This window comes from Nocardioides sp. NPDC051685, from assembly GCF_044453405.1.
Classification (GTDB): Bacteria; Actinomycetota; Actinomycetes; order Propionibacteriales; family Nocardioidaceae; genus Nocardioides.
In genome coordinates this window covers 310623-336170 of record NZ_JBITCR010000002.1, presented here as the reverse complement: position 1 = coordinate 336170, position 25548 = coordinate 310623, and the positions used below count along the sequence as shown (strand labels likewise).

Here is a 25548-nt window from a genome sequence, read left to right as displayed (position 1 = left end):
CGAAAGCCAGTGATGTCCGGTCCCAACACCGACTATGACCCGGTAGAGGTCACCCCCTTGAAGGCTGAGGAGGTCGAGGCCGCGCGCGATGCAGCGCTGGCGGCGATCGACGCCGCGAGCAGTCTCGAGGAGCTCAAGCAGACACGGCTCGACCACGCCGGCGACCGTTCGCCGCTGGCTCTGGCCAACCGCGAGATCGGCGCCCTGCCTCCGGCCGCGCGCAAGGAGGCCGGCCAGCGCGTGGGCAAGGCGCGCGGTGCGGTCAACCAGGCGCTCGCGGCGCGGCAGAAGGTGCTCGAGGCCGAGCACGAGGCCCGGATGCTGGTCGAGGAGACCGTCGACGTGACGCTCCCGACCGACCGGGTCCCGGCAGGCGGGCGGCACCCGCTCACCACCGGCGCCGAATACATCGCCGACATCTTCGTGGCGATGGGCTGGGAGGTCGCCGAGGGTCCGCTCATCGAGGCCGAGTGGCTCAACTTCGACGCCCTCAACCTGGGCCCGGACCACCCTGCTCGCACCATGCAGGACACCTTCTGGACCGAGCCGGCCGAGAACCACGTGGTCCTCCGGACCCACACCAGCCCGGTCCAGGCGCGCACGATGCTCACCCGCGAGGCGCCGATCTACGTGGTGTGCCCGGGACGGGTCTTCCGCACCGACGAGTACGACGCGACCCATTCGCCGATGTTCCACCAGGTCGAGGGGCTGGCCATCGACGAGGGCATCTCGATGGCGAACCTGAAGGGCACCCTGGACCACTTCGCCACCCAGATGTTCGGCGAGGGCATCGTGACCCGGTTCCGCCCGTCCTACTTCCCCTTCACCGAGCCCTCGGCCGAGGTCGACCTGACCTGCTTCGTCTGCCGTGGCGCCCAGGTGATCGACGGCGTGACTTGTCGCACCTGCAAGGGCGAGGGCTGGATCGAGTGGGGCGGCTGCGGGATCGTGAACCCGCGCGTGCTGGTCGCGTGCGGCGTCGACCCGGAGAAGTACAGCGGCTTCGCGTTCGGGATGGGCATCGACCGCACCCTGATGTTCCGCACCGGCCTCTCCGACCTGCGCACCCTGTTCGAGGGTGACGTCCGGCTTACTACTGCATTCGGGAGTGAACTGTGAAGGCCCCCCTCTCCTGGATCAAGGAGTACGTTTCGCTGCCCGAGGGTCTCGGGGTCGAGGAGATCACCGACCGGCTGACCGCGCTCGGCCTCAAGCTGGAGGCGATCGAGACCTCCGGCGCCGGCATCGAGGGCCCGCTCGTCGTGGGCCAGGTGCTCACCGCCGAGAAGGAGCCGCAGAAGAACGGCAAGACGATCAACTGGTGCACCGTGGACGTCGGTGACGCCAACGGCACCGGCGAGCCGCAGGGCATCGTCTGCGGTGCGCACAACTTCGTCCCCGGTGACAAGGTCGTCGTGATCCTGCCCGGTGGCGTGCTGCCCGGCAACTTCCAGATCTCGGCCCGCAAGACCTACGGCCACCTGAGCGCCGGAATGATCTGTTCCGCCCGCGAGCTCGGCCTGGGGGAGGAGGCCGACGGCATCATCGTCCTGCCCGCCGACGCCCCCGCGCCCGGGACCGACGCCCGCGAGGTGCTCGGGCTCGGTGAGGAGGTCATCGAGTTCGAGATCAACCCGGACCGTGCCTACGCGCTCTCGATGCGCGGCATCGCGCGGGACACGGCGCTGGGCTTCGACGTACCGTTCCACGACCCGGCGCAGCGGGATGTTCCGCTCGCCAACGCCGATGGTTACCCGGTGAGGATCGAGGACGAGACCGGCTGCGACTACTTCGTCGCTCGCACGGTGACCGGGTTCGACCCGACCGCTCCGACGCCCGAGTTCATCAAGAAGCGCCTCGAGCAGGTCGGCGTACGCTCCATCTCGCTGGGCGTGGACATCACCAACTACGTGATGTTCGAGCTCGGTCACCCGATCCATGCCTACGACCGGGCCAAGCTGACCGGTCCGATCGTGGTCCGCCGGGCGCACGAGGGAGAGAAGCTCACCACCCTCGACGACACCGTGCGCGAGCTCGATCCCGAGGACCTCGTCGTCTGCGACGACACCGGTCCGATCGGGATGGGTGGCGTGATGGGTGGCGCCTCGACGGAGATCTCCGAGACCACCACCGACCTGCTCGTCGAGGTCGCCCACTGGGATCCGCGCTCGATGTTCCGCACCGGCCGCCGGCACAAGCTCACCAGTGAGGCCGGAAAGCGCAACGAACGAGGCGTCGACCCGCTGCTGCCGCCGATCGCTGCCGACCGCGTCGTGGAGCTTCTGGTGGAGTACGGCGGGGGCGTTGCCGAGCCGGGCGTGACCGAGGTCGGTCCGGGTGCCTCGCCCGAGACGCGCAAGCCGCTCACGACGATCACCATCCCGACGTCGCTGCCGGCGAGGATCATCGGCATCGACCTCGGCGAAGACACCGTGGTCAAGTGCTTGGAACTGATCGGAGCCCAGGTGCAGGTCGAGGGTGACATGCTCACCGTGACCGTCCCGACCTACCGCACCGACCTCAACGACCCCTACGACCTGGTCGAGGAGGTCGCCAGGATCGTCGGCTACGACCAGGTCCCCTCGGTGCTGCCGCGGCGGGCAACCGGTCGCGGTCTGACCCGCGCCCAGCAGCTGCGCCGCCGCATCGGCCGTGCGCTCGCCGGTGCCGGGCTGGTGGAGGTCGTCGACTTCCCGTTCGTGGGCGAGGCCGACTTCGATCGCCTCGGGCTGCCCGCCGACGACGTGCTGCGGCACACCGTGAAGCTGGCCAACCCGCTCAGCAGCGAGGAGCCGGGCTACACGACGACCCTTCTCCCCGGGTTGCTGAAGGTCGCCGCCCGCAACATCTCCCGAGGTCAGGACGGGGTCTCCCTCTTCGAGACCGCGACGGTCGCCTTCCCGGTGGACCAGGCCGCGCCGATCTACGGCGTCGACCGTCGCCCGACCGCCGAGGAGCTCGACAAGCTCCTCGCCGCGATCCCGCGGCAGCCGCTGCACCTCGGCGTCGTGCTCGCCGGGGAGCGTACGCGGGGTGGCTGGTGGGGCTCCGCCGAGGCCGCCTCGTGGGCCGACGCCATCGACGTCGTACGCCGCCTGGGCGCCGAGCTCGGGGTTCCGGTCGAGGTCGCCTCGGCCTCGCGGGCGCCGTGGCACCCGGGTCGCTGCGCGGTCGTCTCGGTCGATGGGGTCGAGTTCGGCCACGCTGGGGAGCTGCACCCCAACGTGTGCAAGGCGTTCGGGCTGCCGGCCCGCTCGGCGGCGGTCGAGATCGACCTCGACTTCCTGATCTCGAAGGTGCCCGCCACCGTTGCCGGCCCGGTCTTCTCGACCATGCCGGTCGCGAAGGAGGACGTCGCGCTGACCGTGTCTGTCGATGTCACCGTCGCGGCCGTCGAGGCGGCGCTGCGTGAGGGCGCCGGCGAGCTGCTGGAGACCGTGCGGCTCTTCGACGTCTACGAGGGCGACCAGGTCGGCGAGGGCAAGAAGTCGCTCGCCTTCGCGCTGCGCTTCCGCGCTCCCGACCGCACCTTGACGGCCGAGGAGACCGCGGCCGCACGCGGCGCGGCGGTCGCCAGGGCGGCCGAGCTCACCGGCGCCGTCCAGCGCTGAGGATCGTCTGAACCGAGGAGGGCCGCTCGCGCGTCGTCGCGAGCGGCCCTCCTCGGTTGCGTACGGCGCCTATCCGCGGTCGCCGAGACCCATCCTGCGGGCCAGCGGCCTGGCGAGCCGGGGTGCGTACTGGTGCGACATGTGCGTGTCGTCGTAGTGGGTGATCGTGTCGCCGACGACAGCGGGGCAGGAGCCGTCCCAGCAGAAGTAGGAGCTCATGTCGACGACGTCGACACCGACCTTCTCGGCTGCCCGGACCTGCACGTCGATCGACTTCTCCCGCTCCTCGTCGGCGTCCATCAGGCAGTCGCCCAACGTGGCGCCGGGCCGGGACAGGCAGGTCCCGGCGTTGGTGTCGAAGGCCTGGATGTCGCGGATCAGCACCGTACGCCCGGTGTGCTTCTCCACCTTGCGCAGGAAGCGGGTGTAGGCCGGGCGCATCAGCTCGTCGACCCGGCGGGTGTCGCCGACCCAGGTGCCGTCCTCGTCGAACACGCCCTGGATGGGTGGCGCGGTGGAGACGACGGTCAGGTCGGGGTCGAGGCGCTTGAACTGTTTGAAGGCCCAGCGGTTGAAGTCGTCGCACTCGGTGTAGGGGTCCTTCTCCTCGCCGCGGTCGGTGGTGATCGAGGCGGAGACGCAGCGGTTCTTGACCAGGAAGTAGACCCGGAAGCCGTGCTTCTTCGCGACCCGGTTCAGCGTCGGCACCCAGTGCAGGGCGTGGGAGTTGCCGAAGACCACCATCGTCCGGTCGCCATCGGGGTCGCCGTCGACGCACAGGTCGCGCTCGGTGTCGTCGGTGTAGTCGCACCGGGTCCGGTGTGGCTTGAGCGAGTCGAGGTCGGTGAGCGGCGGACGCAGCTCGGTCGGGATCGGCGTGTTGTCGCGCGCTGCGAGCACCGACGCCCGCACCAGCGCCTCCTGCCTGTCCAGCGACGGGTCGGCCGCGGGCACGTCGGCGAGGGTCACCGCCGGCTGGTAGGAGCCGCGGGTGGCCTCGAAGTCGGCGTAGGCGGTGCCGCCGAACGCGATGGCCGCCACGAGCGCGATGCTGACCGGGTAGAAGGTCAGCGCACGCCGGGTCGGCCGCCAGAGGGCCCCTTCGCGGAACGGCGCCTCGACAAGCCGGAAGGACACGTACGCCAGGACGAACGCGCCCGCGACGGCCGCTCCGCGTTCGGGCCAGGTGAGCTCACGCTGGAGGGCGATCTCGGGCACCACCAGGAGCGGCCAGTGCCACAGGTAGAGCGAGAAGGACCAGCCACCGATCGCCCGCATCGGCGGAACCGACAGCAGGCGGGCACCGAACGTCGCGGCTCCCGACCGCACGGCGCCGGCGAGGATGACGGCCGCCGAGCCGAGCACCGGGAGGGCGGCGTGGTAGCCGGGGAACGGGGTGGACTCGTCGTAGGTCAGGCAGGCGAGCACGATCGCGGCGAGCCCGGCCAGGACGAGCACCTCGCGGGCCCAGCGAGCGCCAGCGAGGCGCTGCATCACCCGGCCGCTGGTGACCAGGATCGCCAGCGCCGCGCCGATCCCGAGCTCCCAGGCACGGGTGAGCGAGGAGAAGTAGGCCGCGGTGGCCTCCCCGGGGGTGTGGACGACCGACCAGGCCAGGCTCGCGACGGTGATGAGAGCGATCGCGGCGAGCAGAAGACGGCGCGCACGGGCGGAGCCCTGTTCGCCGCCTCGGGACGCGCCGACCCTGCCCGCCAGGACGATGCAGATCAGCGCGACGAGCGGCCACACCAGATAGAACTGCTCCTCGACGGCCAGGGACCAGAAGTGCTGGACCGGTGAGGGCGGCAGCTCGGCCTGGAAGTAGTCGGTCCCGGAGATGGTCATGCGGATGTTGGCGGCGAACGCCGAGGCCCAGACCGCGTCGACGGCGAGCGGGGCGACCTGGGCCGGCCCCAGCAGGAGGACCGCGGCGACCACGGTGGCCGCGAGGGTGAGGGTGGCGGCCGGGAGGATGCGCCGGGCCCGGCGCGCGTAGAACCGCCGCAGGGATATCCGGCCGGTGCGGCCGAGCTCACCGACGAGCTGCTGGGTGATGAGAAAGCCGGAGATCACGAAGAAGACGTCGACGCCGACGAAGCCGCCGGCGAACCAGGAGACGCCTGCGTGGGCGGCCAGGACGGTCAGGATCGCGACGGCGCGCAATCCCTGGACGTCGCCACGCAGCTGTTTCGCCGGGGGTTTCGAATCGGTCGCGCCGTGGGTCGGAAGGGGGACCTGGAGGTCATGAGACATAGGCGGACGAGGCTACCGAGTTCACCCCCGTGTATCCCAGATTTCGACTGTGGGCCGCGTCTCAGCCCTGGCCGGCGGCGCCGAGGAGGCGCAGGACGGTCCGGATCTCGTCGGTCGTGGTCTGCCACGACGTCACGAACCGGACCTGGCCGTCGAGGCGGTGGAAGAGCACCCCGGCGGCCTCCAGGTGGTCGGCCGTCTCCTCGGGGAGGGCGACCCAGGCGAGGTTGGCGTCGACCGAGTTGGTGATGCGTACCCCTGCCGTCCGGAGGCCGGCGGCGAGCTCGGCCATCCGCTCGTTGGCGTTGCGGGCGTTGCGGAGCCAGAGGTCATCGGTCAGGTAGGCGAGCAGCTGGGCCGACTGGTAGCGCATCTTCGAGGTGACGTGCCCGCTGCGCTTGGTGCGGTAGACGAGCTCGTCGGCGGGGGCGTCGGTGAAGCACACGATCGCCTCGGCCGAGAGGGCGCCGTTCTTGGTCGCACCCAGGGAGAGTACGTCGACGCCGGCCCGCCAGCTGAGGTCGGCCGGGGTGGCGCCGGTGGCCACGACGGCGTTCGCGAAGCGGGCGCCGTCCAGGTGCACCCGCAGGTCGCGGGTCTTCGCGATGGCGGTGAGGTCGGTGATCTCCCGAGGCGAGTAGACCGTGCCGTAGTCGGACGGTGAGGTCAGCGAGAGGACGGCCGGCTGGGACTGGTGCGGGTCGCCCCAACGTACGCCGTCCAGGTGGGTCTGCAGCGCCTCGGGCGCCATCTTGTAGTCCTCGCCGGCGATGCCGGTCATCACCGCGCCGCCGCTGAGGAAGGAGGTGGCGCCGCCCTCGCTGCCCAGGATGTGCGCGGTCTGGTGGCACACCACCGAGCCCCAGGGCGGGGTCATCGCAGAGAGCGAGAGCGCGTTGGCGGCGGTGCCGCTGAGCACCGGGAAGACGCGCGCCGTCGGGTGCTCGAAGACCTCTCGGACCCGCTTCTCGAGCGCAGCGGTGACCTCGTCACCTCCATAGGCGAGCGCGGAGCCGGAGTTGACGGCGGCCATCGCCTCCAGGATCGCGGGGGAGACGGCGGCGGCGTTGTCTGAGCGCAGTTCGACGGTCACGGACCCATTCTGGCCTGCCGCTGGGCGTACGCCTCGATGCCGTCGAGCAGGAGGCCGAAGCCGAGCTCGAAGAGCTCGTCGATGTCCATGTCGTAGCCGTCGGCGAGCAGGGAGGTCGGGCCGAAGAGGCGGGCGACGTGCGGGAAGCGGTCGCGGAAGACGTCGTCGCTGAAGTGGGGGACGTACTGGCGGTCGGTCCACTCCTCGGCCGAGACCCCGGTCAGGGACATCGCCTCGTCCTCACGCTCGATGTTCGCGGCCAGCCCGGCGACGTGGTTGTAGAGCAGCACGTGCATGTCGAACTGGGTCTTCGGGGGCAGCCCGAGGCCCTCGAGCGCGCCGAGGAGGCGGTCGCCGAAGCGGAGCAGGTTGGGGAGCAGCATCGGGCGGGTCAGCGGCTGGGTGCGGCCCAGCCACGGGTGGTCGCGATGGAGCCGCCACAGCTCGCGGCCGAGCGACTCGGCACGCTCGCGCCACGGGGCGTCGGGATCGAGGGCGAACGGGGAGGCCGCATAGACCGAGTCGGCCATCGCCGCGACCAGCTCGTCCTTGCCCTCGACGAAGCGGTACAGCGACATCGGGGCGACGCCGCAGCGTCCGGCCACCGCACGCATCGAGACCGCGTCCATGCCCTCGGCATCGGCGATCGCCACGGCCTCGGCGAGGACCTGACGGCGGGTGAGCGCCTTGGCCCCGGAGCCGCGTGAGGTGTCGGTGCGTGGCGCGACCACGGTGCCCGAGCGCGGGCGGGTGATCACGAGCCCACCGGCCCGCAGCACGTCGAGCGCCTTCGTCGCGGTCGCGAGCGCGACGCCGAACTCCTGGGCGATCTGGCGGGTCGAGGGCACCTTGCCCCCGGGCGCGATCTCGGCCTGGTCGATGCGCCGGGTCAGCTCGGCGGCGATGCGGACGTACGTCGGTTCGGTCGAGCCGGCCACGGTGGCCTCCTTCATCTCTGTGCTAGGACAGATTCTAGCCTCAACTGCACTGTGCTAGTCCAGAAGAATATGTGTATTGCCAGGTCAGAGGCGAGTTCGCTACGGTCTTTCCCAACCTAGATATACAGCGTATCGGAAGGATCTCCCATGACCACCGCCCTCATCTCCGGCTCCAGCATCGCCGGCACCGCTCTCGCCTTCTGGCTCCGCGAGCAGGGCCTGACACCCGTCGTGGTCGAGCGCGCGCCGGCGCTGCGGCGAGGCGGCCAGGCCGTCGACGTCCGCGGCGCCGCACTCACCGTCCTGCGCCGCATGGGGCTCGAAGCGCCGGCCCGGGCGTTGAAGAACGAGTCCCTCGGCATGAACATGCTCGACGCCGACGGCAACGAGCTGATGCGCTCGGAGGAGTTCGCGCTCTCCTCGGGCCAGCTCGACTCCGAGGACATCGAGATCCTCCGCGAGGACCTCGTCGACCTCGTCCACGCCCGCCTCGACGGCGTCGAGCATCTCTTCGGCGACTCGATCACCGCGATCCGGGAGGAGGCCGACGGTGTGCTGGTCGAGTTCGAGCACGCCGACCCCCGCCGCTTCGACCTCGTCGTCGGCGCCGACGGTCTCCACTCCAACACCCGCCGCCTCGTCTTCGGGCCCGAGGCCGACTACATCCACCACCTCGGCACCTACCTGTCGGTGTTCAGCCAGGACAACTTCCTCGGGATGGACCGCTGGCAGACCTGGATCAACAACGGTCGCGACGGCGGTGCCGTGATGACCGTGCGCGACAACCAGGAGCTGCGGATCTTCCTGGGTTTCGCGGCCGACCCCATCGACTACGACTACCGCGACATCGATGCGCAGAAGCGGCTCGTCGCCGAGCATGTGACCGGCTTCGGCTGGGAGGTGCCCCAGCTCCTCGAGCGGATGTGGACGGCCGAGGACTTCTACTTCGACTCGATGGCCCAGATCCGGATGGACTCCTGGTCCCGCGGTCGCACCGTCCTCCTCGGCGACGCCGCCCACTGCGCCGCGCCGCTGTCGGGCCAGGGCACGAGCCTCGCGCTCGTCGGCGCGTACGTGCTCGCCCTCGAGCTGGGTCGCGCGGCGGACCACGCCGAGGCCTTCGCGAGCTACGAGAAGCGGATGCGGCCGTTCGTCGAGGCCAACCAGGAGCTCGCCCTCATCGACCGCCAGGCGGTCGACCCGGACGAGGCGACGCGCCGCGTCGATGCCGTCAAGGACCTGATCGAGCTGGACGCGGTCGGCTAGAACGCGGGGTAACACGTTGTTCGTAGGACTGCTCGCCCTATCTAATGGGGCGAGCAGTCCTACGAACGACGTGTTACATGCGGGCGGCGCGTCGAGGAGAGGCTGATTTATCCCGTACGTACGCGATATATCGCTATGACAGAATGGCGGCTGTGACGACGCTGAGTGTGCTGGACGAGGTGACCTGGGCGGGGGCGCCGGTGGCCGGCGAACGAACCCGGGCGCTGCTGCGCGCCCTGGTCGAGGCCGGTCCGCGGGGTGCCTCTGAGGAGGCTCTGGTCGAGGAGATCTGGGGTCTCGACGACGTTCCCGCCAACCCGTCCAAGGCGCTCCAGGTGGTGGTCTCCCGAGCCCGGACGGCCACCGAGGCCGGCGCGATCGAACGTACGCCGCGGGGCTACCGCCTCAGCCTCGGCCCTGGCGAGGTCGATGCCTGGTCGCTGCGGCCGGAGGCACTGAGGCTGGCCGCCGAGAAGCGCTATGCCGACGCGCTCCCGCTGCTCGAACGTCTCGACCGGATCGACCCCGACGAAGAGGTCACCGAGGCGCTGCTGCGGGCGGTCGCGGCGGCGCACGGTGTGCCGGCGGCGCTGGAGCGCTTCGAGACCTACCGGTCCGGGCTGGCCGACGGGCTCGGTGTCGACCCGAGCCCGCGGCTGCGGGCGGTCCACACCGAGCTGCTCGCTCGCGACCGGCCGGTGCGCTCGGGGCTGCGCCACGACGCCGACGTGCTGATCGGCCGGGAGCAGGACACCGCCGAGGTCTCGGCTCTGCTGAAGAGCTCGCGGGTGGTCACGATCCTCGGGCCCGGTGGGCTGGGGAAGACCAGCCTCGCCCAGGTGATCGCCCACGGCGCCGAGCAGCCGGTCGTCCACTTCGTCGAGCTGGTCGGGGTGACCGCTCCCGACGACCTGGTCAGCGAGGTCGGCTCGGCGCTCGGCGTCCGCGACTCGGTCGCCCACCGTGACCGGCTCACGCCCGAGCAGCGGGCCGACGTGCGCTCGCGGATCGCGCAGCAGCTCGACGGCGCGCCCACGCTCCTCGTGCTCGACAACTGCGAGCACATCGTGGCCGTCGTCGCCGACCTGGTCGCCTTCCTGGTGGCGACGGTCCGCGACCTGACCGTCCTGACCACCTCCCGCAGCCCGCTCGCCATCGGGGCGGAGCGGGTCTACCCGCTCGGCCGGCTGGGGACGTACGACGGCAGTGAGCTGTTCCGCCGCCGCGCGGTCGCGGCGCGACCGGGCGTCCACCTCGACGAGGCACGGGTCGACGAGATCGTCACCCGGCTCGACGGCCTGCCGCTGGCGATCGAGCTGGCCGCGGTGAAGGTGCGGGCGATGTCGGTCGACGACATCGCGCGGCGGCTGGAGAACCGCTTCGAGCTGCTGCGCGGCGGTGACCGCAACGCCCCCGACCGCCACCAGACCCTGGTCGCGGTCATCGACTGGTCCTGGAACCTCCTGGCCGACCGCGAGCGGCGGGCGATGCGCTGGCTCTCGGTCTTCCATGACGGGTTCACCCTCGCGGCGGCCGAGGCGATGCTCGGCGCCGACACGTTCGCCGCGATCGAGGAGCTCGTCGACCAGTCGCTGCTGACGGTGGTCGAGGCACCGCTGGGGTTCCGCTACCGGATGCTGGAGACCGTCCGCGAGTTCGGCCGGGTGCAGCTGATCGACGCCGGTGAGGACGCCGCGGCCCGGGCGGCGCAGCGCGCGTGGGCGCGGGACTACGCGGACGCGAGCGCGGGCCGGGTCTACTCCCCGGAGCAGTTCGACGCCATGGACGAGCTGCGCGCGGAGGAGAGCAACCTCGCCGACATCCTGCGCCAGGTCCTGGCCGACGACGAGGCCGAGTCCGTGATCCGGCTCTTCTGCGCGATGGGCGTCTTCTGGACGATCGCGGGCGAGCACCAGCGGGTGATCATGCTCGCCGGGCCGGTCGCCGATCTGCTCGCCGAGTGGGAGCCGCCTGCGGAGTTGCTGGAGAAGACCCGGCTCGTGCTGGCGCTGCTGCTCTTCGGTGCCGCCGTCACCGGTGGCACCGGTCTCGAGCGGCTGATGACGATCCTCGCCCGGGTCGGCGCCGAGGCAGCGGACCCACAGCTCAGGGTCATGCTGAGGGTCATGCAGGCGATGGCCGGTTCCGTCGCCCGCAGCGGTCCCGCCCGGCCGCTGGGGGACGAGCTGGCCGACCTGGTCACCGACCCCGACCCGGAGGTGCGGGCTCGTGCCTACACCTTCCTCAGCCACGAACGCGAGAACCTCGGCGATCCCGAGGGCGCGGTCGACGCGGGGAAGGAGGCGCTGCGCCTGACCGGCACCGCCGGCGGCCCCTGGCCGCGGGCGATGCTGCATGCCCAGCTCAGCGGCCTCTACGCCCAGATCGGCCGCCTCGGCGAGGCCGCGCACCACGCTGCCGAGGCCGTCCCGGTCCTGCGCCGCCTCGGTGCCGACGACGACCTGGTCCAGACCCACGCGATCCTGGTGACGTACGCCATCGAGCAGGGCCGCCTCGAGGAGGCCGCCGAGATCCTCGCCGAGCTCTCCGAGAAGCAGCCGCGCGGCGGCTTCGGCTCCCGAGGTGCCGTCCACGGCGCCCGGGCCCAGCTCTTCCTCGCCCAGGGGCGGGTCGGCGAGGGCCTGGCGCTGTTCCGTGAGGTCGTGGCGACGATGGGCGAGATGCCGTTCCCCGGGTTCACCGACGACCCCGATCTGGTGCCGTGGCGCGTCGCCGCCGAAGCGGTCACCGTGGTCACCTGCGCTCGGCATGGGGACGGCGCCGACGGCGCCGATCTCTTCGATGCCCTGATGGACAAGGCACCGCGTCTGCTCTCCGAGGAGCGCAGGTCTCAGGACTATCCCGTCACCGGGATGGTGCTGTTCGCCCTCGGGCTGTGGGGTCTGCGGCGCGACGCGGTCCCGCGCGAGGAGTCGGTGCGGCTGCTGGTGCTGGCGGATCGGTTCGGCTACTCCCGCTCGTTCCTCGACATGCGCTGGGAGTCGGCCGTCGCCGACGCGGCCCGGCTCGCGCCGGGCGTACTCGAACGGGTCTCGGAGGAGTACGGCGAACGCCGCGGGCTCGCCCTGGTGGACGAGGCCCGCGGCGTGGTCGCGCGTTTGGCTCCGGTCTAGAGCTTCTTGCTGTAGCTCCACACCGAGATCGGCGCGAAGATCGCGACGACGACGGCGCAGCCGGCGAGCGCCCACACGACACTCAGGGTGAGGTCGCCGGCGTTCATCAGGTCGCGGGTGGCGTTGATGACCAGCGTGACCGGGTTGACGTCGACGAAGTGCTGCAGCCAGTTCGGCATGGTCTCCTTCGGTACGAACGCGGGGGAGAGGAAGGTCAGCGGGAACATGATCATCATGCCCAGGCCCTGCACCCCACCGGCGGTCTTCAGGACCGTGCCGAGCCAGGTGAAGATCCAGCTCAGCGACCAGCCGGCGAAGATGGTCAGCGCCCAGCCGGCGATCACACCGCCGACGCCACCACCGGGCCGGTAGCCCATCAGCAGGCCGACCAGGATCGTCAGCGTCGCCGCGATCCCGTAGCGGAGCAGGTCCGCGACGGCCGGTCCGGCCAGTGGCGCGATCCGGGCGATCGGGAGCGCCTTGAACCGGTCGAAGACGCCCTTGTCCATGTCCTCGCGCAGCTGGGTGCCGCGAGCCATCGAGGCGGTCAGCGCGGTCTGGGCGAGGATGCCGGTGATGATGGTCGGCAGGTAGGTCCTCACGTCACCGGAGATCGCGCCGCCGAAGATGTAGGCGAACATCGCGGTGAACAGCAGCGGCTGGATCGTCACGTCGAAGAACTGCTCGGGGTTGCGCATCATCTTGATCAGTGCGCGCCGGGCCATGGTGAGGGTCTGGGAGATCGTCTCGCCGACGCCGGGGTGGGTCTTGAGCGGGCGGTCGGCGACGGCGTACGTGGAGATCAGTGCAGCCATCTCAGGCCACCTCCTCGGTGTGGATGTCGGTGTGGTCGGGGTCTTGCGAGGTCTCGGTGCCGTGGCCGGTCAGGGCGAGGAAGACCTCGTCCAGGGTCGGCTGCTGCACGTTGGCGGTGGTGATCGAGATGTCGGCGTGGCGAAGGCCGATGAGCACGTCGGCGGCCCGGTCGGCATCGGCCAGCGGTACGTTGACGCCGCCCGCCTCGGGGGTGAGGACCGGATGCTCGCCGGTGACCTTCTCGACCACGGCCGCGGCGGTGGCGACCTGCGTCTTGTCGCTCAGGCGCAGGTGCAGGGTGGAGTTGCCGACGGAGGTCTTGAGCTCCTCCGAGGTGCCCTCGGCGACCTTGACGCCGCGGTCGATGACCGCGATCCGGTCGGCGAGCTGGTCGGCCTCGTCGAGGTACTGCGTGGTCAGCAGGACGGTGGAGCCGCCGGCCACCAGCGTACGGATGGTGTCCCACATCTGGCCCCGGGTGCGCGGGTCCAGGCCGGTGGTCGGCTCGTCGAGGAAGATCAGCGGCGGGCGGGAGAGGAGCGAGGCGGCGAGGTCGAGACGCCGGCGCATGCCGCCGGAGAACTTCGAGATCTGCCGCTTGGCCGCCTCTTGCAGCCCGAAGGACTCCAGCAGCTCCTCCGAGGCGGCCCGGGCAGCCTTGCCGGACATGCCCAGCAGGCGGCCGAAGAGGACCAGGTTCTCGGTGGCGGTGAGGTTCTCGTCGACGGAGGCGTACTGCCCCGTCACGCCGACGAGCTGACGCACCTGGTGGGGGTGCGCCTTGACGTCGACCCCGAAGATCTCCGCCTTGCCGGCGTCGATCGGGAGCAGGGTCGCGAGCATCTTGAGGGTCGTGGTCTTGCCGGCGCCGTTGGGGCCCAGCACGCCGAAGACCTCGCCGCGGCGGATCTCGAGGTCGATCCCGTCGACCGCGGTGAAGTCGCCGAAGGTCTTGACCAGACCTGAGGCCGATACGGCCAGTTCGGTGTTGGTTGTCATGCTCCCACAGTGAGGCGCCCCGGTTTCAGCGCGCCTTCACCGTGGTTTCACGACTCCTCGGCCGGTTTCAGCGGGCCGCGTCGAGGCGGGAGAGGACGTCGTCGAGGTCGTCGCCGACCACCAGCGTCTCGGCGGGGGAGCCGTGCAGGAACCCCGCGGCGGCGATGCGCTCCATCATCTCCACGAGCGGGTCCCAGAAGCCGTTGACGTTGAGCAGGCCCACCGGCTTGCCGTGCAGCGACAGGGTCTGCCAGGTCCATACCTCGAAGAGCTCCTCGAGCGTGCCGATCCCGCCGGGAAGGGCGAGGAACGCCTCGGCGCGCTCGGCCATCATGGCCTTGCGCTCGTGCATCGTTTCGACCACGACCGTCTGCATCCCCGGCGCGCCTTCGACGCGACCCCACTCACGGTCGACCATGAACCGCGGGATCACGCCGAAGACCTTGCCGTCGCCGTCGATGGCGCCCTGGGATATCTGGCCCATCAGGCCTCCGCCGCCCGCTCCGTAGACCAGCTCGATCTCGCGCTCGGCGAGCCCCTTGCCGACCTCGTAGGCCAACTCCCCGAAGGCCGGGTCGTTGCCGTCGCGGGAACCGAGAAAGACCGCCAGGTGCTTGATCATGCGGCGAAGATTAGTCGTCGGTGATCGGCTGGTTCGTCAACGCGCGGAAGCGGTCGTAGATGTCCTTCTCGCCGGTCACCCTGATACCGGCGTCGTCGCGCCGGCGCCAGAGCCAGGCGTCGAGGTCACCGGCGGTGCCCTCGATGACGACGTCGGGCTCGATGCCGGCCGGGACATCCTCGTGGGCGACGACGCTGAGGTCGGGCTCGTCCTCGAGGCGGTCGCCGTTGGGCCGGGTGCCGGAGACGAGGCCGAGCTGGACCCACGTCTGGGTGTCGGTGTCGATCGCGTCGACGCGCACGTAGTGGTCGCCACCCGCGAAGCTGGCCCAGTCGGGCTTGCCGCCGTAGAACACGTCGAGGAGCTCGTCGATCCCGTCCGCGGCGAGCGCGGGGTCGAGGGGCGTCACGGTGCCCGCGGTGAGCTCGGCGTCGAGACGGTGGATGAGGATCTCGTGGGCCTGTCGCCGATAGGTGAACCCGGCGGTCCGGTCGTTCGACCAGGACCAGGTCGGCTCCTCGGGCGCGGTCTGCTCGAGCGTCTTGATGAACCGGTCGCTGAGCTCGTCGAAGTGGGCGAGCCGCTCCTGGTAGGTCGCGTCCTCGGGGCGCTCCGGACCTGCATAGGTATCCTCGGTCGGCTCCGCCGGCCGGCTCTCCAGGACGTACGTCCAGAAGTGCTGCACCTCGGCGGCGACGTGCCACAGCAGGTCGGCGGCGGTCCACTCCGGAGCGCTCGGGACCGGGGCGGTGGGGTCCGTGTCCGCGAGTACGGCACGGAAGCGCGCCGACTCCGACCGGATGTGGTCGAGGTAGGCGGTGGGTGCGAGGCGGGTTGTCATGGAGCGAACACTAGAGGATTGATGCAACGGCCGATCTGGGGTTTATGGGGTCAGGGTCCCTAGGACCGGGGCTCTGACGCGGTCGTTGTGCCAGATCGGTCAACCAGTCACGGGTACGGAGGAGATGGTCGCGAAGTGCGAGGCGTCGCTGTGCTCGGAGGCTCCGCGCAGCCCGCGGCCTGGCGTGCGGACCGTGATCCGGATGCGGTCGGAGCGGAACAGGTCGTGCGAGAACTCGATTGCTGTGCCTGTGGTGTCGTAGGTCGTCCGCGTGATCGACACCAACGCGTCACCGACAGCAACTGCCAGCAGAGCGGCCTCCTCGTCAGTTGCGTGCACGACCTCGACGATCTCTTCGGCGTCCGCAATTCGTACGCCGTAATGCTTCTCGATGAGCTCGTAGAGCGATCCGCCGAGAGACTGTTCGAGCAGGCCCGGGAAGCGATCGGCCGGAAACCGCGCGTGGTCCAGCGAGAACGGCGTGCCGTCGGCGAGCCGCAGGCGTCGAACGTCGACCACGAGGTCGCCCTCGCCGAGCTGGAGGGCGCGACGGGTCGGGACATCCGCGACGCCCATCCTGGTGGCGACCACGCGCGTGCCGGCGGAATACCCCTGTCTTGCGAGGTAGGCCGGCACGCCGACCACCTTGGTCAGGTCGTGCTCGACCTTGGCGTGATTTACGAACGTGCCGCCGCCGCGGCCCGCCACGCGGCGAACCAGTCCGGCCTCCTCGAGTGCCGCGAGAACCTGTCGCAGCGTGGACCGGCTCACGCCGTAATGGTCGGCAAGCTCGCGCTCGCTGCCCAGGCGTGCGCCCGGCGGCAGGGTGCCGGCACTGAGCTCCGTCAGCATCCGGCGGCGAAGGCTCTCTGCGACGGCGTGCTCGGTGGCCATGGCTCCGTTCCTCTCATTACCGTCCGCGTCGGTCTGTCCGATCCGACGAATGGTCCGACCAGACAATCTACCTTGTGTACTGCATCGGATTCAGATCTCCGCCAGGGCCTGCAGCGACTCCGGTAACACCTGCCCGCCGTCGACGACGAGCGTCTGCCCCGTGATGTAGGAGGCCTCCTCGGTCGCGAAGAAGAGGGCGGCGTTGCCGATGTCGGTGACTGCACCGAGCCGCCTCTGCGGGATGCTGGCGGTCATCGCGTCGAGGTAGTCCTCCCCGAGCCCGTCGAGTCCCTCGGTAGCGATGTTGCCCGGCAGTACGGCATTGATGGTGATGCCGCGCGGCGCGAGCTCGAGGGCCGCCGTGCGGACGAAGCCGAGTTGGGCCGCCTTGCTGGCGCCGTAGTGGGACCAGCCTGGGTAGCCGGTGTGTGGGCCGGTGATCGACGAGGTCACCACGACGCGCCCGCGCCCGGTGGTGGTCAGCGCGTCCAGGCAGGCCTGGACCGCGAACACTGTGCCGTTGAGATTCGTCGCGATCACCCGATTGAGATCGGCGGCCGTCATCTGGTCAAGCCGCGCGGCTGGGAAGATGCCCGCGTTGGCGCAGAGGACGTCGATGCCGCCGTGCCGTTCGATCGTGGTCGCGGCCATCCGGTCGCAGTCTTCGCGAAGGCTCACGTCTCCGATGACGTACGAAGTGGCGCCGCCGATTTCGTTGCAGGCGGTCTCGAGGGAAGCCTTGTCTCGTCCGGTGACGACAACCCGAGCGCCGGCACGGGCGAAGGCGGTGGCGATGCCTCGGCCGATGCCCTTGCTGCCACCGGTGACGACGACGGAGCGTCCGGCGATTGATGTGAACATTGATTTCTCCGATTCGTTGAGCGACCTGGTCAGCTGATGGAGGCGCCGTCCGACGCAACGTACCGCCGCGCCAGTTCGACTGAGTTGGCGGTGTAGCCGGGACCCAGCTCCTGACACTCGCGAGAGTGCGCGTGCGAGCCCATCCATGCGACCAGGAGCAGCCGGCGCAGCATCACGAAGGTCGTGAGCATCGCCTCGTGTTCGCTCGACAGGTCGGTGACGGAGCGGTAGCCGCGCAGCCACGCGGCCTGCCAGTCCGGCAGCCTCGGATCGTGTTCGATGAAGGACACAGCGGTGCCGAAGTCGTACATGAACCACGAGAGGCCGCAGTCGTCGAAGTCGATCACCGTGACGAGGTCGCCTTCGACCAGAAGGTTTGCCAACCGGAGGTCGGCGTGCACGAGACCGAATCGGTCAGGTTCTGTCCCGTATGACGAGAGCCGCTCACGCACGACCTGCACCGCTGCGCCGAGCGCCGTCTCCTCCACCGGTCCGACGTCGATGCCGTCTTGCCAGCGTCCCCAGCGCGGTGTGTCACCGAGGGTGTGCTCCCAATCCCAGCTGAACCGGTGGAAACCCGGCGGTGGTGTCCACCCGCGGGCGTGCTGGTGCATCTGTGCGGTGATCGTGCCGAGCGTCTCGAAGTCCGAGGTGCCGAGAGCGATCTCGTCCGGCTCGGTCCCGGGCACGACGTCGAAGAGGACCGCGTGCCGCTCCACGCCGTCGACGACAACCGTGGTGACCAGCTCGTCGTCTGTGTTCGGCAGCACCCTGGACGTCGCAACGCCGGACTCCTCGCGCAGCGCGGCGAGCCAGGACAGCTCGCTCTCGATGTCGGCGCGCGTGTGGTAGCCCACCCGATGCACGCGGAGGACTGCGCTCCGGTCGTCGTCATGGACCAGGAAGGTGGCGTTCTCCGACAGGTTGATCATCCGCAGTGTGTGCTCCGGCCCGAAGCCGTAGCGCGGCAGCGCCTGCTCGGCGACGCGGGTGTCGAGTGCGGCGGTGGCGGCCGTAGCGGGACTCATCAGTGCTCCCGTCCCTCGATCGACTCCAGCACCTTGGTGATCCTGTCCCGGGCCACCTCGACGTCCTCGGTGCTGCCACTGAGGTAGAGCCGTCCGGCGGCGCCGATCATCTGCACGTCGACCACGGTGATTCCTGGCGCGGCGCGCTCGGCCTCGTTCGCGGCGACCGCGGCGAAGAGGGCGGGCGTCATCTCGTACACGAGTAGCGATTCTCCCGGCATCACCATCGAGCCTTGCCGGTTACGGTTGAGGATGACCGCATGCTGGTCAGTGACCTGCTCGATGATGTCGTGGTAGAGCACCCGCGGGCGTAGCTGGTCGCCGGCCGAGCTGCCGGTGCCCTCGAGCACCGCCTGGCCGGCGGCGGTGACGTCCGCCAGCGAGGCACCGTGCAGCTCGAGGACGCCGAACTGCCGCTCGACGAAGAGGATTCCCGGCTCGACGCTGGGCATCTCGCGCATCGCCAGGTCGATCACCCGCTCGATCGCCAGCGCCGGCGCCACCTCGATGACGAGCGCGTGGTCGCCGGCGAAGGGTGGGTAGCCCCGTGCCCTGGTGGGCGTGCCGAGGTATGCGGCGAACTGCTGCTGGAGGTCCTCCACCATGAGGTAGACCCGCAGCTCGGTGCGCCTGGTGGTGTCGTCGGGCATGGCGCCCCTCTCGTCGTAAGGCGGAAGCGGGTGCTACTTCGAGCTGACGTCGAAGTGGTTGCCGAGCTCTGCGTGTGGCCGCGGGATCACGTAGACGCTGACGAGTTCGCCGATCTGCGAGGCGGTCTCCGCGCCGGCCTCGGTGGCGGCCTTGACCGCGCCGACCTCGCCGGCCACGACGACCGCGACCAGGCCGTCGCCGACCTCCTGGCGATCGGTGATGGTCACGTTCGCGGCCTTCACCATGGCGTCCGCGGCCGCGAGAGCAGCGACGAAGCCCTTGGTCTCGATCATGCCGATGGCGGTGCTGGACATGTGTTGCTCCTTGTTGTGCTGCAGCGGCTGCTGCGGTGGATGGGTCGGCCGGGCCGGTGGCGCCGGACGTTCTGGTAAGTCAGCCGGCCGTCTTCGCGGTCCGGCGAGTGCGGCGGGTCGCGGGCTCAGCGGGCATCGCGTCGACCGAGCCGATGATCAGCGCGTCTACCGGCGGCGGTGCGCCGGGGAACCAGGTTGCGGCCACCGAGCCCAGGGCCACCAGAACCTGCTCGCCGATGCCGCTGCCGAGGACGTCGAAGGCGACGATCTTCGCGCCGTCGCCGTGCAGCTCGACCTCGAGGAAGGCGCCGTTCGGCAGGCCGTCGATCCGTTTTGTCGACCAGACGCTGCCGGTCACTACTGCTCTTTGCATCATGGCTCCTTCTCGATTGGAACCCCCAGGGTGCGAGCCCTCTCGCGCCCCAGGGGAGTTAGCACGGCGCGGCGGCCGAGCACGAGCCTGTGGCCTGCCTCTGCGGCGGCCTTGACCTGCCTCTCGGTGACGGCACCACTGTCGACCCGGGTGGCCGGCCGGTCCGCCGGCACCGCGGTCGTGCTGCCGCGATCTAGCCGGAACCGGAGGCGTCCGGCGCGCAGGTCCTGACGGTTCTTCGGGTTCTCGAAGAGTGCCAGCAGGTGCCGGGCGAACTGGTCCAGGTCAGAGTCGTCGGTGATCCGTACCCTGTCGGTTCGGATCCGTCCGTCTGCCGGTACGGGGGCGGCAGCCACCGACGGGGAGACCGGTGGTGCTGGCGCCGCCGGCCCGCCGGCGAACTGCTGGCGGGCCAGGTCGCCGACCGCCTCGGCGACGAGCTCGCGAACCGTCTCGGCGAGCAGCGCGCGCAGGTCGAGCGGGGGAACGGTCATGAGAGACCTCGAAGCGCGTCCTCGGCCGCCTCGGCCGCCTGGCGGACGTCGGCTTCCTTGCCGGCGAGGTAGACCCGGCCGGTGGCGCCGATCATCCGGTAGTCGACGACCTTGATGTCCGCGGCCTTCTCGGCCTCGTTGGTCGCCACGATCGCATACGAGGCGGGCTGGACCTCCAGCACGTACATCGACTCACCCGGCAGCACCATGGAGCCGATCTTGTTGCGGTTGATCAGGAACGCGTGCTGGCGGTCGACCGAGCTGATGATCTTGCTGGCCAGGATGGTCGGCCGCACCGCGCTGCCGGAGTCTGCCCCGAGCTCGTCGAGGACGCCGTCGGCGGCGGCCTTCACCGCGCCGGTCTCGCCGTGGAACTCCAGGTAGCCGAACTGCCGCTCGACCACCAGGACGCCGGCGGCCACCTCGGCGTGCTTGAGGGCCACGTCGGTGATCGGCTCGATGTCGAGGCCAGGGGCCACCTCGATGATCTGTGCGGCGACGTCGGCACGCGGCAAGGTGCCCTTGATCCAGGTGCCGAGGTAGCACATCGTCTGCGGCTGGAGCCGGTCGATGAAGATGAAGGAACGCAGTTCAGCCATGTCGATCAGCCCTTGATGAGGTGGGAGAGTTCTTCGGCGACGAGGCGACGGATGTCCTCGCGGAACGCGGCGTCGGCTCCCGCTGGAGCGGTCGCTGCTATCCGGGAGGCGACCCGGTCGAGGTAGGAGGTTCGGTCGAGGGGTGGCAGCGCCGCGCGCTCGTCGTTGGACGCCAGCGGGTAGGCCGGCACCGGCCGGTCGTGGTCCTCCCACGGACTGAGCCCGTCGTAGGTGGGCATCGGCTCGGCGGCGTCGGCGTTGTAGGCGATCCTGGTCCAGTTCACCAGGTGCTTGGGCTCCAGGTTCTCGCCGAGCGAGCTGCGGCCGACGAAGCCGGTGCCGATCGTCATCGTCGTGGCCAGGTTGGTGTCGAGGCCGGAGCTGCCGGTGCTGTTGCCGACGTTCACCGAAACCCGGAGCACCGGCACCTCGGCGGCGTACCGCATCACCGTGGCCGGGTCGGACGAGTGCACCGCCGCGCTGTGCCCGGCACCGGCGATTCGGACGATCGCTCGAGCCGTGGCTATGCCTGCGGCGGCGTCCGGGACCCGGATCATGCCGAGCACCGGCGAGAGCTTCTCGGAGGTGAGCGGCTCCTCGGGTATAGCGACGTCGAACGGCGCCACCAGAACCTTCGTCCTCGGGCCGACCCGGATTCCGGCCTGCTGGGCGATCCAGGAGGCGTCCTTGCCGACCACGTCGACGTTGAGACGGCGGAGCGGGAACATGTAGTCGCGCAGCCGCTGGGCGCCGTCGGCGTCGAGGAAGGCAGCGCCGGCCCGCTCCATCTCGCGGGTCAGCCGGTCGGCGACTGCTTCCTCGACGATGAGCACCGACTCGTTGGTGCAGAGCACCGAGTTGTCGAAGGCCTTGCTCTCCACGAGCCGTTTGGCCGCGGCGCGCACGTCCGCGGTGGCGTCGACGAGCACCGGGACGTTGCCGGGGCCGACGCCGATCGCGGGGTTGCCCGAGCCGTACGCCGCCCGCACCATGCTGGTGCCGCCGGTGGCCAGGATGACGTTGGTGCGTACGTCGGCCATCAGCGCCTCGACCAGCGGGATCGTCGGCTCGGCGACACACTGGACGACACCGTCGGGAGCGCCCGCCTCGACCGCGGTCTTGGCGAGCAGCCGCGCCGCGTCGTGGCAGCACTCCTTCGCCATCGGGTGCGGGCTGATCACCACGGCATTGCGGGTCATCAGCGCGAGCAGCACCTTGAAGTACACAGTGGCCACCGGGTTGGTCGACGGGGTCAGCGCGAGCACCACGCCGGCCTGACGGGGGACCTCGACGATCTTGGCGTCGTGATCGATCCGCGGGGTGACGAAGTCGTGCCCTGCGTAGGTGTCCACGATGCCGCGCGAGCACGCCTCGTTCTTGCGCACCTTGTGCTCGACCACGCCGAACCCGGTCTCGCGGACCGCCCACTCGGCGTACTTGGCGGCGTTGGCGTGGGCGACCTCGGCGACGGCGCGTACGATCCTGTCGACGTCGCGGGCGGAGTAGGTGGCGTAGGCGCGGGCCGCCCACCGGGACCGCTCCAGCATGTGGCCGGCGGCGGCAAGCGCAGAGCTGGTCTCGGACATCAGCTCGCCTTCCGTCCGGACCCGGCGGCGGTGTGTGCCGCGCGGGCGATGGCCAGGGACGTTCGGTCGAGGAGCTCCTCGACGAGATCCGGGGCCATCAGGATCCCCGGCTTGTACTGCAGGACGCGCGGGTCGAGCGTGGAGAAGATCGCCCAGACACCCAGCTGATAGAGCTCGCGCATCACGAACTTGGCGCCCTCCGGGTGGGCGAACTCCAGGCCGAGGACCACACCGTTCTGGCGGATGGCGGTGAACCACTCCGGGTGCGCGGCCTGCACCTCCTGCAGCCCGGAGCCGACCAGGTCGGCGATGTAGTGCACCATCGAGCGGACCTCGGGACGGTTGCTGATCTCCAGGGTCTTGAGCGCCGCCACGCAACCGAGCTCGGCACCGCCGAAGGTGGAGATGTGGCCGAACCCGTCCTCGCGCAGCCACGCGCCGGACTGCTCACTGAGCAGCACCGCCGCGATCGGATAGATGCCGCCGGAGAGACCCTTCCCGGTGACCAGGATGTCCGGTGCGATGTTGTGCTTGGCGATGGCCCAGAGCTCGCCGGTGCGCATCAGCCCGGTCTGCACCTCGTCCGCGATGTAGAGGGCCCCGTACTTCTCGCAGATGACCTTGACCTGCTCCAGGTAGCCCGGCTGCGGCAGCGGAAACCCGTACGTCGCCGGAATTGTCTCCATGATCACCGCGGCGACGTCGCGTCCCGACAGGGCATGTTCCATCGCGGCGATGTCGTTGAAGGGGACTTGGGGGAACTCCGCCGGCCGGTCGGCCAGGAAGAGCTTGGAGAAGCGGTCGTCGCCGGTGGCCACGGCCAGGCCGGTGTGGCCGTGGTACGCCTTCACGATCGAGACGATCTTGCGCTTCTGGGTGGCGTGCCGGGCGCTCTTGATGGCGATGTCGATCGCCTCGCCACCACCGGAGGCGTAGGCGACCTTCGTCAGTCCCTCGGGCGCGGTGGAGATCAGCGCCTCGGCCAGGGCGGTCCGGCCGAGGGAGGGGAAGTGGTGGTTGCCGATGTCGAATTGGTCCATCGCCGCCTTAACCGCGCCGACCACTTCGGGGTTGCGGTGGCCGAGGTTGTACGTGCCACCGTTCAGGTGCACGTCGATGAGCCGGCGGCCGTCCATGTCCCAGAGCAGGTAGCCCTCCCTGCGGTCGATCACAAGGTCGACGCCGCTGTCGGACCAGAACCGGGTCTTGTCCGGGTTCCAGTACTGCTCGGACTTCTCCAGCATCTCTGCCTTCGAGTCGAAGCGGAACGTGTCGTAGTCGTGCATCGCCATCCTGTCGCCGAAGCCTGCGTAGAGACCAATGTGGCTGGTCCGACCAAAAAAGTCAATGGTCTGAAACAGACCCGAAACGTTTGGCTTGGAGACTTGATTTGGTCTGATAGGTAGTGCCAATATTCGGTCTCGATGTGAGACAGCTCACAATGTCTGAACGTGCCGTCGAGGCACGGGAGAGAAGGTCCTTATGTCCGCAGACGACACGCGCGCAGTGTCCGAGGAGGGGGCTGTTCCGGGCGCCAGTTCGACGCAGCGCCTCAAGCCGAACGCCGTCGGCCTGATCGGAGTTCTGTTCATGGCGGTGGCCACTGCGGCACCGATCACCGCGATGGTTGGCAACGTGCCGATCGCCATCGGGTTCGGCAACGGCAGCCACGCGCCCGCCGGGTACCTGGTTGCGACCATCGTGCTCAGCCTGTTCTCGCTGGGCTACTCGGCGATGGCCAAGCACATCACCGCGACCGGCGCCTTCTACGGGTTCATCTCCTACGGCCTGGGCCGCATCGTCGGCATGGGCGCGGGCGCGCTGACCACCCTGGCGTACGTCGTCTTCGAGGCGTCCCTGGTCGGCATCTTCGCGTTCTTCGCGAAGACCTTCGCCTCGGCGCACCTGGGACTCGAGGTCAGCTGGATCTGGTTCGCGCTGCTGATGCTCGCCGTCAACGCGCTGCTCACCTACTTCGACATCAACCTGGCCGCCAAGGTGCTCGGCCTCTTCTTGGTAGCCGAGATCCTGATGCTCGGCCTGATGACGCTGACCGTGCTGTTCTCCGGTGGCGGCCCCGACGGCTGGACGCTGGACTCGCTGAATCCGATCGCGGCCTTCCAGAACCTCTCCGCCAATGTCACCGGTCCGGACGGCAAGACCATCGCCGCCACTGGCTCCGCGGGCATCGGCCTGTTCTTCGCGTTCTGGTCTTGGGTGGGATTCGAGTCCACCGCCATGTACGGCGAGGAGTCGCGCGAGCCGAAGAAGATGATCCCCAAGGCGATCATGCTCTCGGTGGTCGGCATCGGCCTGTTCTACGTCATCGTCTCCTGGTCCGCCATCGTCGGGACCGGCCCGGACCGCGCGATCGCGCTTGCCCAGGACAGTGCCACCGCGGGACAGATCTTCTTCGGCCCGGTCGAGCAGCACCTCGGGCACTGGGCCGTGGTCATGTTCGACTTCCTGCTGATGACCGGTTCATACGCCTGCGGCATGGCCTTCCACAACTGCGCCGCCAGGTACATCTACGCGATCGGCCGTGAGGACCTTGTGCCCGGCTTCGGCAAGACCATCGGCGCCACCCACCCGGTGCACGGATCACCGCATGTGGCCGGCTTCGTGCAGACCGCCATCGCCACGGCCATCGTCGGCTGGTTCTTCCTCACGGGCCGCGATCCGTACGGCCAGCTCTATGCGCTGATGGCCATCCTCGGCACCACTGCGATCCTGATCGTGCAGGCTCTGGCGGCCTTCTCCAGCATCGCCTTCTTCCATGTCGGCAAGGACCGGCCCAGCGGCGCACACTGGTTCCGCACCTTCATTGCCCCATTGATCGGCGGCATCGGGATGCTCTACGTCATCTGGCTGCTGATCCAGAACGCCGGCTTCGCGGCCGGCGCGGCCTCCAGTGACATCGTGTTCAAGCTGACCCCGTGGATCGTGGGCGCGGTTGGCATCGGCGGGGTGCTCTTCGCGTTGTGGTGCCGCCAGTTCTCCTCGGAGCGCTATGAAATCATCGGGCGCGTCGTCCTGGATGACGTCCAAGTGCGCGAGGAGTGAGCGGATCGGGCGGTTCGTGCCCGGGGCCGGCACTTCGACGATGCTGAGCTGGTCACGTCGGCGGTAATGCGGGCGTTGAGGTGAAGCAGGCGTTGTGGCAGATCCCGAAGGA

General features: G+C 69.8%; 22 protein-coding genes. 5 read left to right on the top strand and 17 right to left on the bottom strand.

The features are described from left to right. Positions 1-12: 12 nt before the first annotated feature. Both pheS and pheT read left to right on the top strand, forming a co-directional pair. Positions 13-1119 carry a phenylalanine--tRNA ligase subunit alpha gene (gene pheS, locus ACIA03_RS06705; protein WP_396980506.1) on the top strand — a complete coding sequence of 369 codons (1107 nt, stop codon included), beginning with the start codon at positions 13-15 and terminating at the stop codon, positions 1117-1119. Next, positions 1116-3611 (top strand): phenylalanine--tRNA ligase subunit beta, encoded by a 2496-nt coding sequence (pheT, locus tag ACIA03_RS06700; RefSeq protein ID WP_396980504.1) that lies wholly within the window; start codon positions 1116-1118, stop codon positions 3609-3611. The genes pheS and pheT overlap by 4 nt, the downstream gene beginning before the upstream one ends. A 69-nt stretch (positions 3612-3680) precedes the next feature. Here the strand turns inward: pheT and ACIA03_RS06695 are convergent, their stop codons facing one another. From ACIA03_RS06695 to ACIA03_RS06685, 3 genes are all read right to left on the bottom strand, one after another. Continuing rightward, positions 3681-5864: an acyltransferase family protein gene (locus ACIA03_RS06695; RefSeq protein WP_396980502.1), complete on the bottom strand. Its 2184-nt coding sequence runs from the start codon at positions 5862-5864 to the stop codon at positions 3681-3683. 61 nt (positions 5865-5925) lie between these two features. After that, positions 5926-6957 (bottom strand): threonine aldolase family protein, encoded by a 1032-nt coding sequence (locus tag ACIA03_RS06690; RefSeq protein ID WP_396980500.1) that lies wholly within the window; start codon positions 6955-6957, stop codon positions 5926-5928. Next, positions 6954-7895 (bottom strand): GntR family transcriptional regulator, encoded by a 942-nt coding sequence (locus ACIA03_RS06685; RefSeq protein ID WP_396980498.1) that lies wholly within the window; start codon positions 7893-7895, stop codon positions 6954-6956. The genes ACIA03_RS06690 and ACIA03_RS06685 overlap by 4 nt, the downstream gene beginning before the upstream one ends. Positions 7896-8042: 147 nt before the next feature. Here ACIA03_RS06685 and ACIA03_RS06680 point away from each other — a divergent pair, with 147 nt between their 5' ends. Next, on the top strand, positions 8043-9161 hold the full coding sequence (locus ACIA03_RS06680) for an FAD-dependent monooxygenase (RefSeq protein WP_396980495.1): 1119 nt from the start codon (positions 8043-8045) through the stop codon (positions 9159-9161). Positions 9162-9313: 152 nt separating this feature from the next. Further along, positions 9314-12295: a BTAD domain-containing putative transcriptional regulator gene (locus ACIA03_RS06675; protein ID WP_396980493.1), complete on the top strand. Its 2982-nt coding sequence runs from the start codon at positions 9314-9316 to the stop codon at positions 12293-12295. Here ACIA03_RS06675 and ACIA03_RS06670 read toward each other — a convergent pair. The 14 genes from ACIA03_RS06670 to ACIA03_RS06605 all read right to left on the bottom strand — a co-directional run bounded on the left by ACIA03_RS06670 (position 12292) and on the right by ACIA03_RS06605 (position 23659). After that, on the bottom strand, positions 12292-13110 hold the full coding sequence (locus tag ACIA03_RS06670; protein WP_396980491.1) for an ABC transporter permease: 819 nt from the start codon (positions 13108-13110) through the stop codon (positions 12292-12294). The two genes, ACIA03_RS06675 and ACIA03_RS06670, sit on opposite strands and share 4 nt — an antisense overlap. Before the next feature lies 1 nt (position 13111). Then, entirely contained in the window at positions 13112-14110 is a 999-nt protein-coding gene (locus tag ACIA03_RS06665) for an ATP-binding cassette domain-containing protein (RefSeq protein ID WP_396980489.1), read from the bottom strand. Between the two features lie 67 nt (positions 14111-14177). Then, positions 14178-14732 carry a TIGR00730 family Rossman fold protein gene (locus ACIA03_RS06660; protein ID WP_396980487.1) on the bottom strand — a complete coding sequence of 185 codons (555 nt, stop codon included), beginning with the start codon at positions 14730-14732 and terminating at the stop codon, positions 14178-14180. Between the two features lie 10 nt (positions 14733-14742). Then, positions 14743-15573 (bottom strand): maleylpyruvate isomerase family mycothiol-dependent enzyme, encoded by an 831-nt coding sequence (locus ACIA03_RS06655; RefSeq protein WP_396980485.1) that lies wholly within the window; start codon positions 15571-15573, stop codon positions 14743-14745. A gap of 99 nt (positions 15574-15672) precedes the next feature. Next, positions 15673-16467, bottom strand: a complete 795-nt coding sequence (locus ACIA03_RS06650) for a GntR family transcriptional regulator (protein ID WP_396980483.1) — start codon at positions 16465-16467, stop codon at positions 15673-15675. A gap of 90 nt (positions 16468-16557) precedes the next feature. Continuing rightward, complete coding sequence (fabG, locus tag ACIA03_RS06645) at positions 16558-17328, bottom strand: 3-oxoacyl-ACP reductase FabG (RefSeq protein ID WP_396980481.1); 771 nt, start codon at positions 17326-17328, stop codon at positions 16558-16560. A 29-nt stretch (positions 17329-17357) separates the two neighbouring features. Beyond that, entirely contained in the window at positions 17358-18356 is a 999-nt protein-coding gene (locus tag ACIA03_RS06640; RefSeq protein ID WP_396980479.1) for a phosphotransferase enzyme family protein, read from the bottom strand. After that, positions 18356-19006: a microcompartment protein gene (locus ACIA03_RS06635; protein ID WP_396980477.1), complete on the bottom strand. Its 651-nt coding sequence runs from the start codon at positions 19004-19006 to the stop codon at positions 18356-18358. The genes ACIA03_RS06640 and ACIA03_RS06635 overlap by 1 nt, the downstream gene beginning before the upstream one ends. Positions 19007-19039: 33 nt before the next feature. Then, positions 19040-19321, bottom strand: coding sequence for a BMC domain-containing protein (locus ACIA03_RS06630; RefSeq protein ID WP_396980475.1), 282 nt, complete (start codon positions 19319-19321; stop codon positions 19040-19042). Between the two features lie 79 nt (positions 19322-19400). Further along, positions 19401-19694, bottom strand: a complete 294-nt coding sequence (locus tag ACIA03_RS06625; RefSeq protein ID WP_396980473.1) for a EutN/CcmL family microcompartment protein — start codon at positions 19692-19694, stop codon at positions 19401-19403. Next, positions 19694-20188, bottom strand: a complete 495-nt coding sequence (locus ACIA03_RS06620) for a hypothetical protein (RefSeq protein WP_396980471.1) — start codon at positions 20186-20188, stop codon at positions 19694-19696. The genes ACIA03_RS06625 and ACIA03_RS06620 overlap by 1 nt, the downstream gene beginning before the upstream one ends. Next, positions 20185-20787: a BMC domain-containing protein gene (locus ACIA03_RS06615; RefSeq protein ID WP_396980469.1), complete on the bottom strand. Its 603-nt coding sequence runs from the start codon at positions 20785-20787 to the stop codon at positions 20185-20187. Before ACIA03_RS06615 ends, ACIA03_RS06620 begins: the two co-directional genes overlap by 4 nt. Before the next feature lie 5 nt (positions 20788-20792). After that, positions 20793-22373 (bottom strand): aldehyde dehydrogenase family protein, encoded by a 1581-nt coding sequence (locus ACIA03_RS06610; protein ID WP_396980467.1) that lies wholly within the window; start codon positions 22371-22373, stop codon positions 20793-20795. After that, positions 22373-23659, bottom strand: coding sequence for an aspartate aminotransferase family protein (locus ACIA03_RS06605; protein ID WP_396980465.1), 1287 nt, complete (start codon positions 23657-23659; stop codon positions 22373-22375). Before ACIA03_RS06605 ends, ACIA03_RS06610 begins: the two co-directional genes overlap by 1 nt. A 196-nt stretch (positions 23660-23855) precedes the next feature. Here ACIA03_RS06605 and ACIA03_RS06600 point away from each other — a divergent pair, with 196 nt between their 5' ends. After that, positions 23856-25436, top strand: coding sequence for an APC family permease (locus ACIA03_RS06600; RefSeq protein WP_396980463.1), 1581 nt, complete (start codon positions 23856-23858; stop codon positions 25434-25436). Positions 25437-25548 lie beyond the last annotated feature (112 nt).

What these genes read in the sequence shown, in the direction of transcription:
- ACIA03_RS06680 (WP_396980495.1), top strand. Translation starts at nt 8,043, where the DNA reads ATGACCACCGCCCTCATCTCCGGCTCCAGCATCGCCGGCACCGCTCTC.
- ACIA03_RS06610 (WP_396980467.1), bottom strand. Translation starts at nt 22,373, where the DNA reads ATGTCCGAGACCAGCTCTGCGCTTGCCGCCGCCGGCCACATGCTGGAG.
- ACIA03_RS06635 (WP_396980477.1), bottom strand. Translation starts at nt 19,006, where the DNA reads ATGCCCGACGACACCACCAGGCGCACCGAGCTGCGGGTCTACCTCATG.
- ACIA03_RS06605 (WP_396980465.1), bottom strand. Translation starts at nt 23,659, where the DNA reads ATGCACGACTACGACACGTTCCGCTTCGACTCGAAGGCAGAGATGCTG.
- ACIA03_RS06695 (WP_396980502.1), bottom strand. Translation starts at nt 5,864, where the DNA reads ATGTCTCATGACCTCCAGGTCCCCCTTCCGACCCACGGCGCGACCGAT.
- ACIA03_RS06660 (WP_396980487.1), bottom strand. Translation starts at nt 14,732, where the DNA reads ATGATCAAGCACCTGGCGGTCTTTCTCGGTTCCCGCGACGGCAACGAC.
- fabG (WP_396980481.1), bottom strand. Translation starts at nt 17,328, where the DNA reads ATGTTCACATCAATCGCCGGACGCTCCGTCGTCGTCACCGGTGGCAGC.
- ACIA03_RS06625 (WP_396980473.1), bottom strand. Translation starts at nt 19,694, where the DNA reads ATGCAAAGAGCAGTAGTGACCGGCAGCGTCTGGTCGACAAAACGGATC.
- pheS (WP_396980506.1), top strand. Translation starts at nt 13, where the DNA reads ATGTCCGGTCCCAACACCGACTATGACCCGGTAGAGGTCACCCCCTTG.
- ACIA03_RS06650 (WP_396980483.1), bottom strand. Translation starts at nt 16,467, where the DNA reads ATGGCCACCGAGCACGCCGTCGCAGAGAGCCTTCGCCGCCGGATGCTG.
- ACIA03_RS06655 (WP_396980485.1), bottom strand. Translation starts at nt 15,573, where the DNA reads ATGACAACCCGCCTCGCACCCACCGCCTACCTCGACCACATCCGGTCG.
- ACIA03_RS06620 (WP_396980471.1), bottom strand. Translation starts at nt 20,188, where the DNA reads ATGACCGTTCCCCCGCTCGACCTGCGCGCGCTGCTCGCCGAGACGGTT.
- ACIA03_RS06670 (WP_396980491.1), bottom strand. Translation starts at nt 13,110, where the DNA reads ATGGCTGCACTGATCTCCACGTACGCCGTCGCCGACCGCCCGCTCAAG.
- ACIA03_RS06600 (WP_396980463.1), top strand. Translation starts at nt 23,856, where the DNA reads ATGTCCGCAGACGACACGCGCGCAGTGTCCGAGGAGGGGGCTGTTCCG.
- ACIA03_RS06630 (WP_396980475.1), bottom strand. Translation starts at nt 19,321, where the DNA reads ATGTCCAGCACCGCCATCGGCATGATCGAGACCAAGGGCTTCGTCGCT.
- ACIA03_RS06665 (WP_396980489.1), bottom strand. Translation starts at nt 14,110, where the DNA reads ATGACAACCAACACCGAACTGGCCGTATCGGCCTCAGGTCTGGTCAAG.
- ACIA03_RS06640 (WP_396980479.1), bottom strand. Translation starts at nt 18,356, where the DNA reads ATGAGTCCCGCTACGGCCGCCACCGCCGCACTCGACACCCGCGTCGCC.
- ACIA03_RS06615 (WP_396980469.1), bottom strand. Translation starts at nt 20,787, where the DNA reads ATGGCTGAACTGCGTTCCTTCATCTTCATCGACCGGCTCCAGCCGCAG.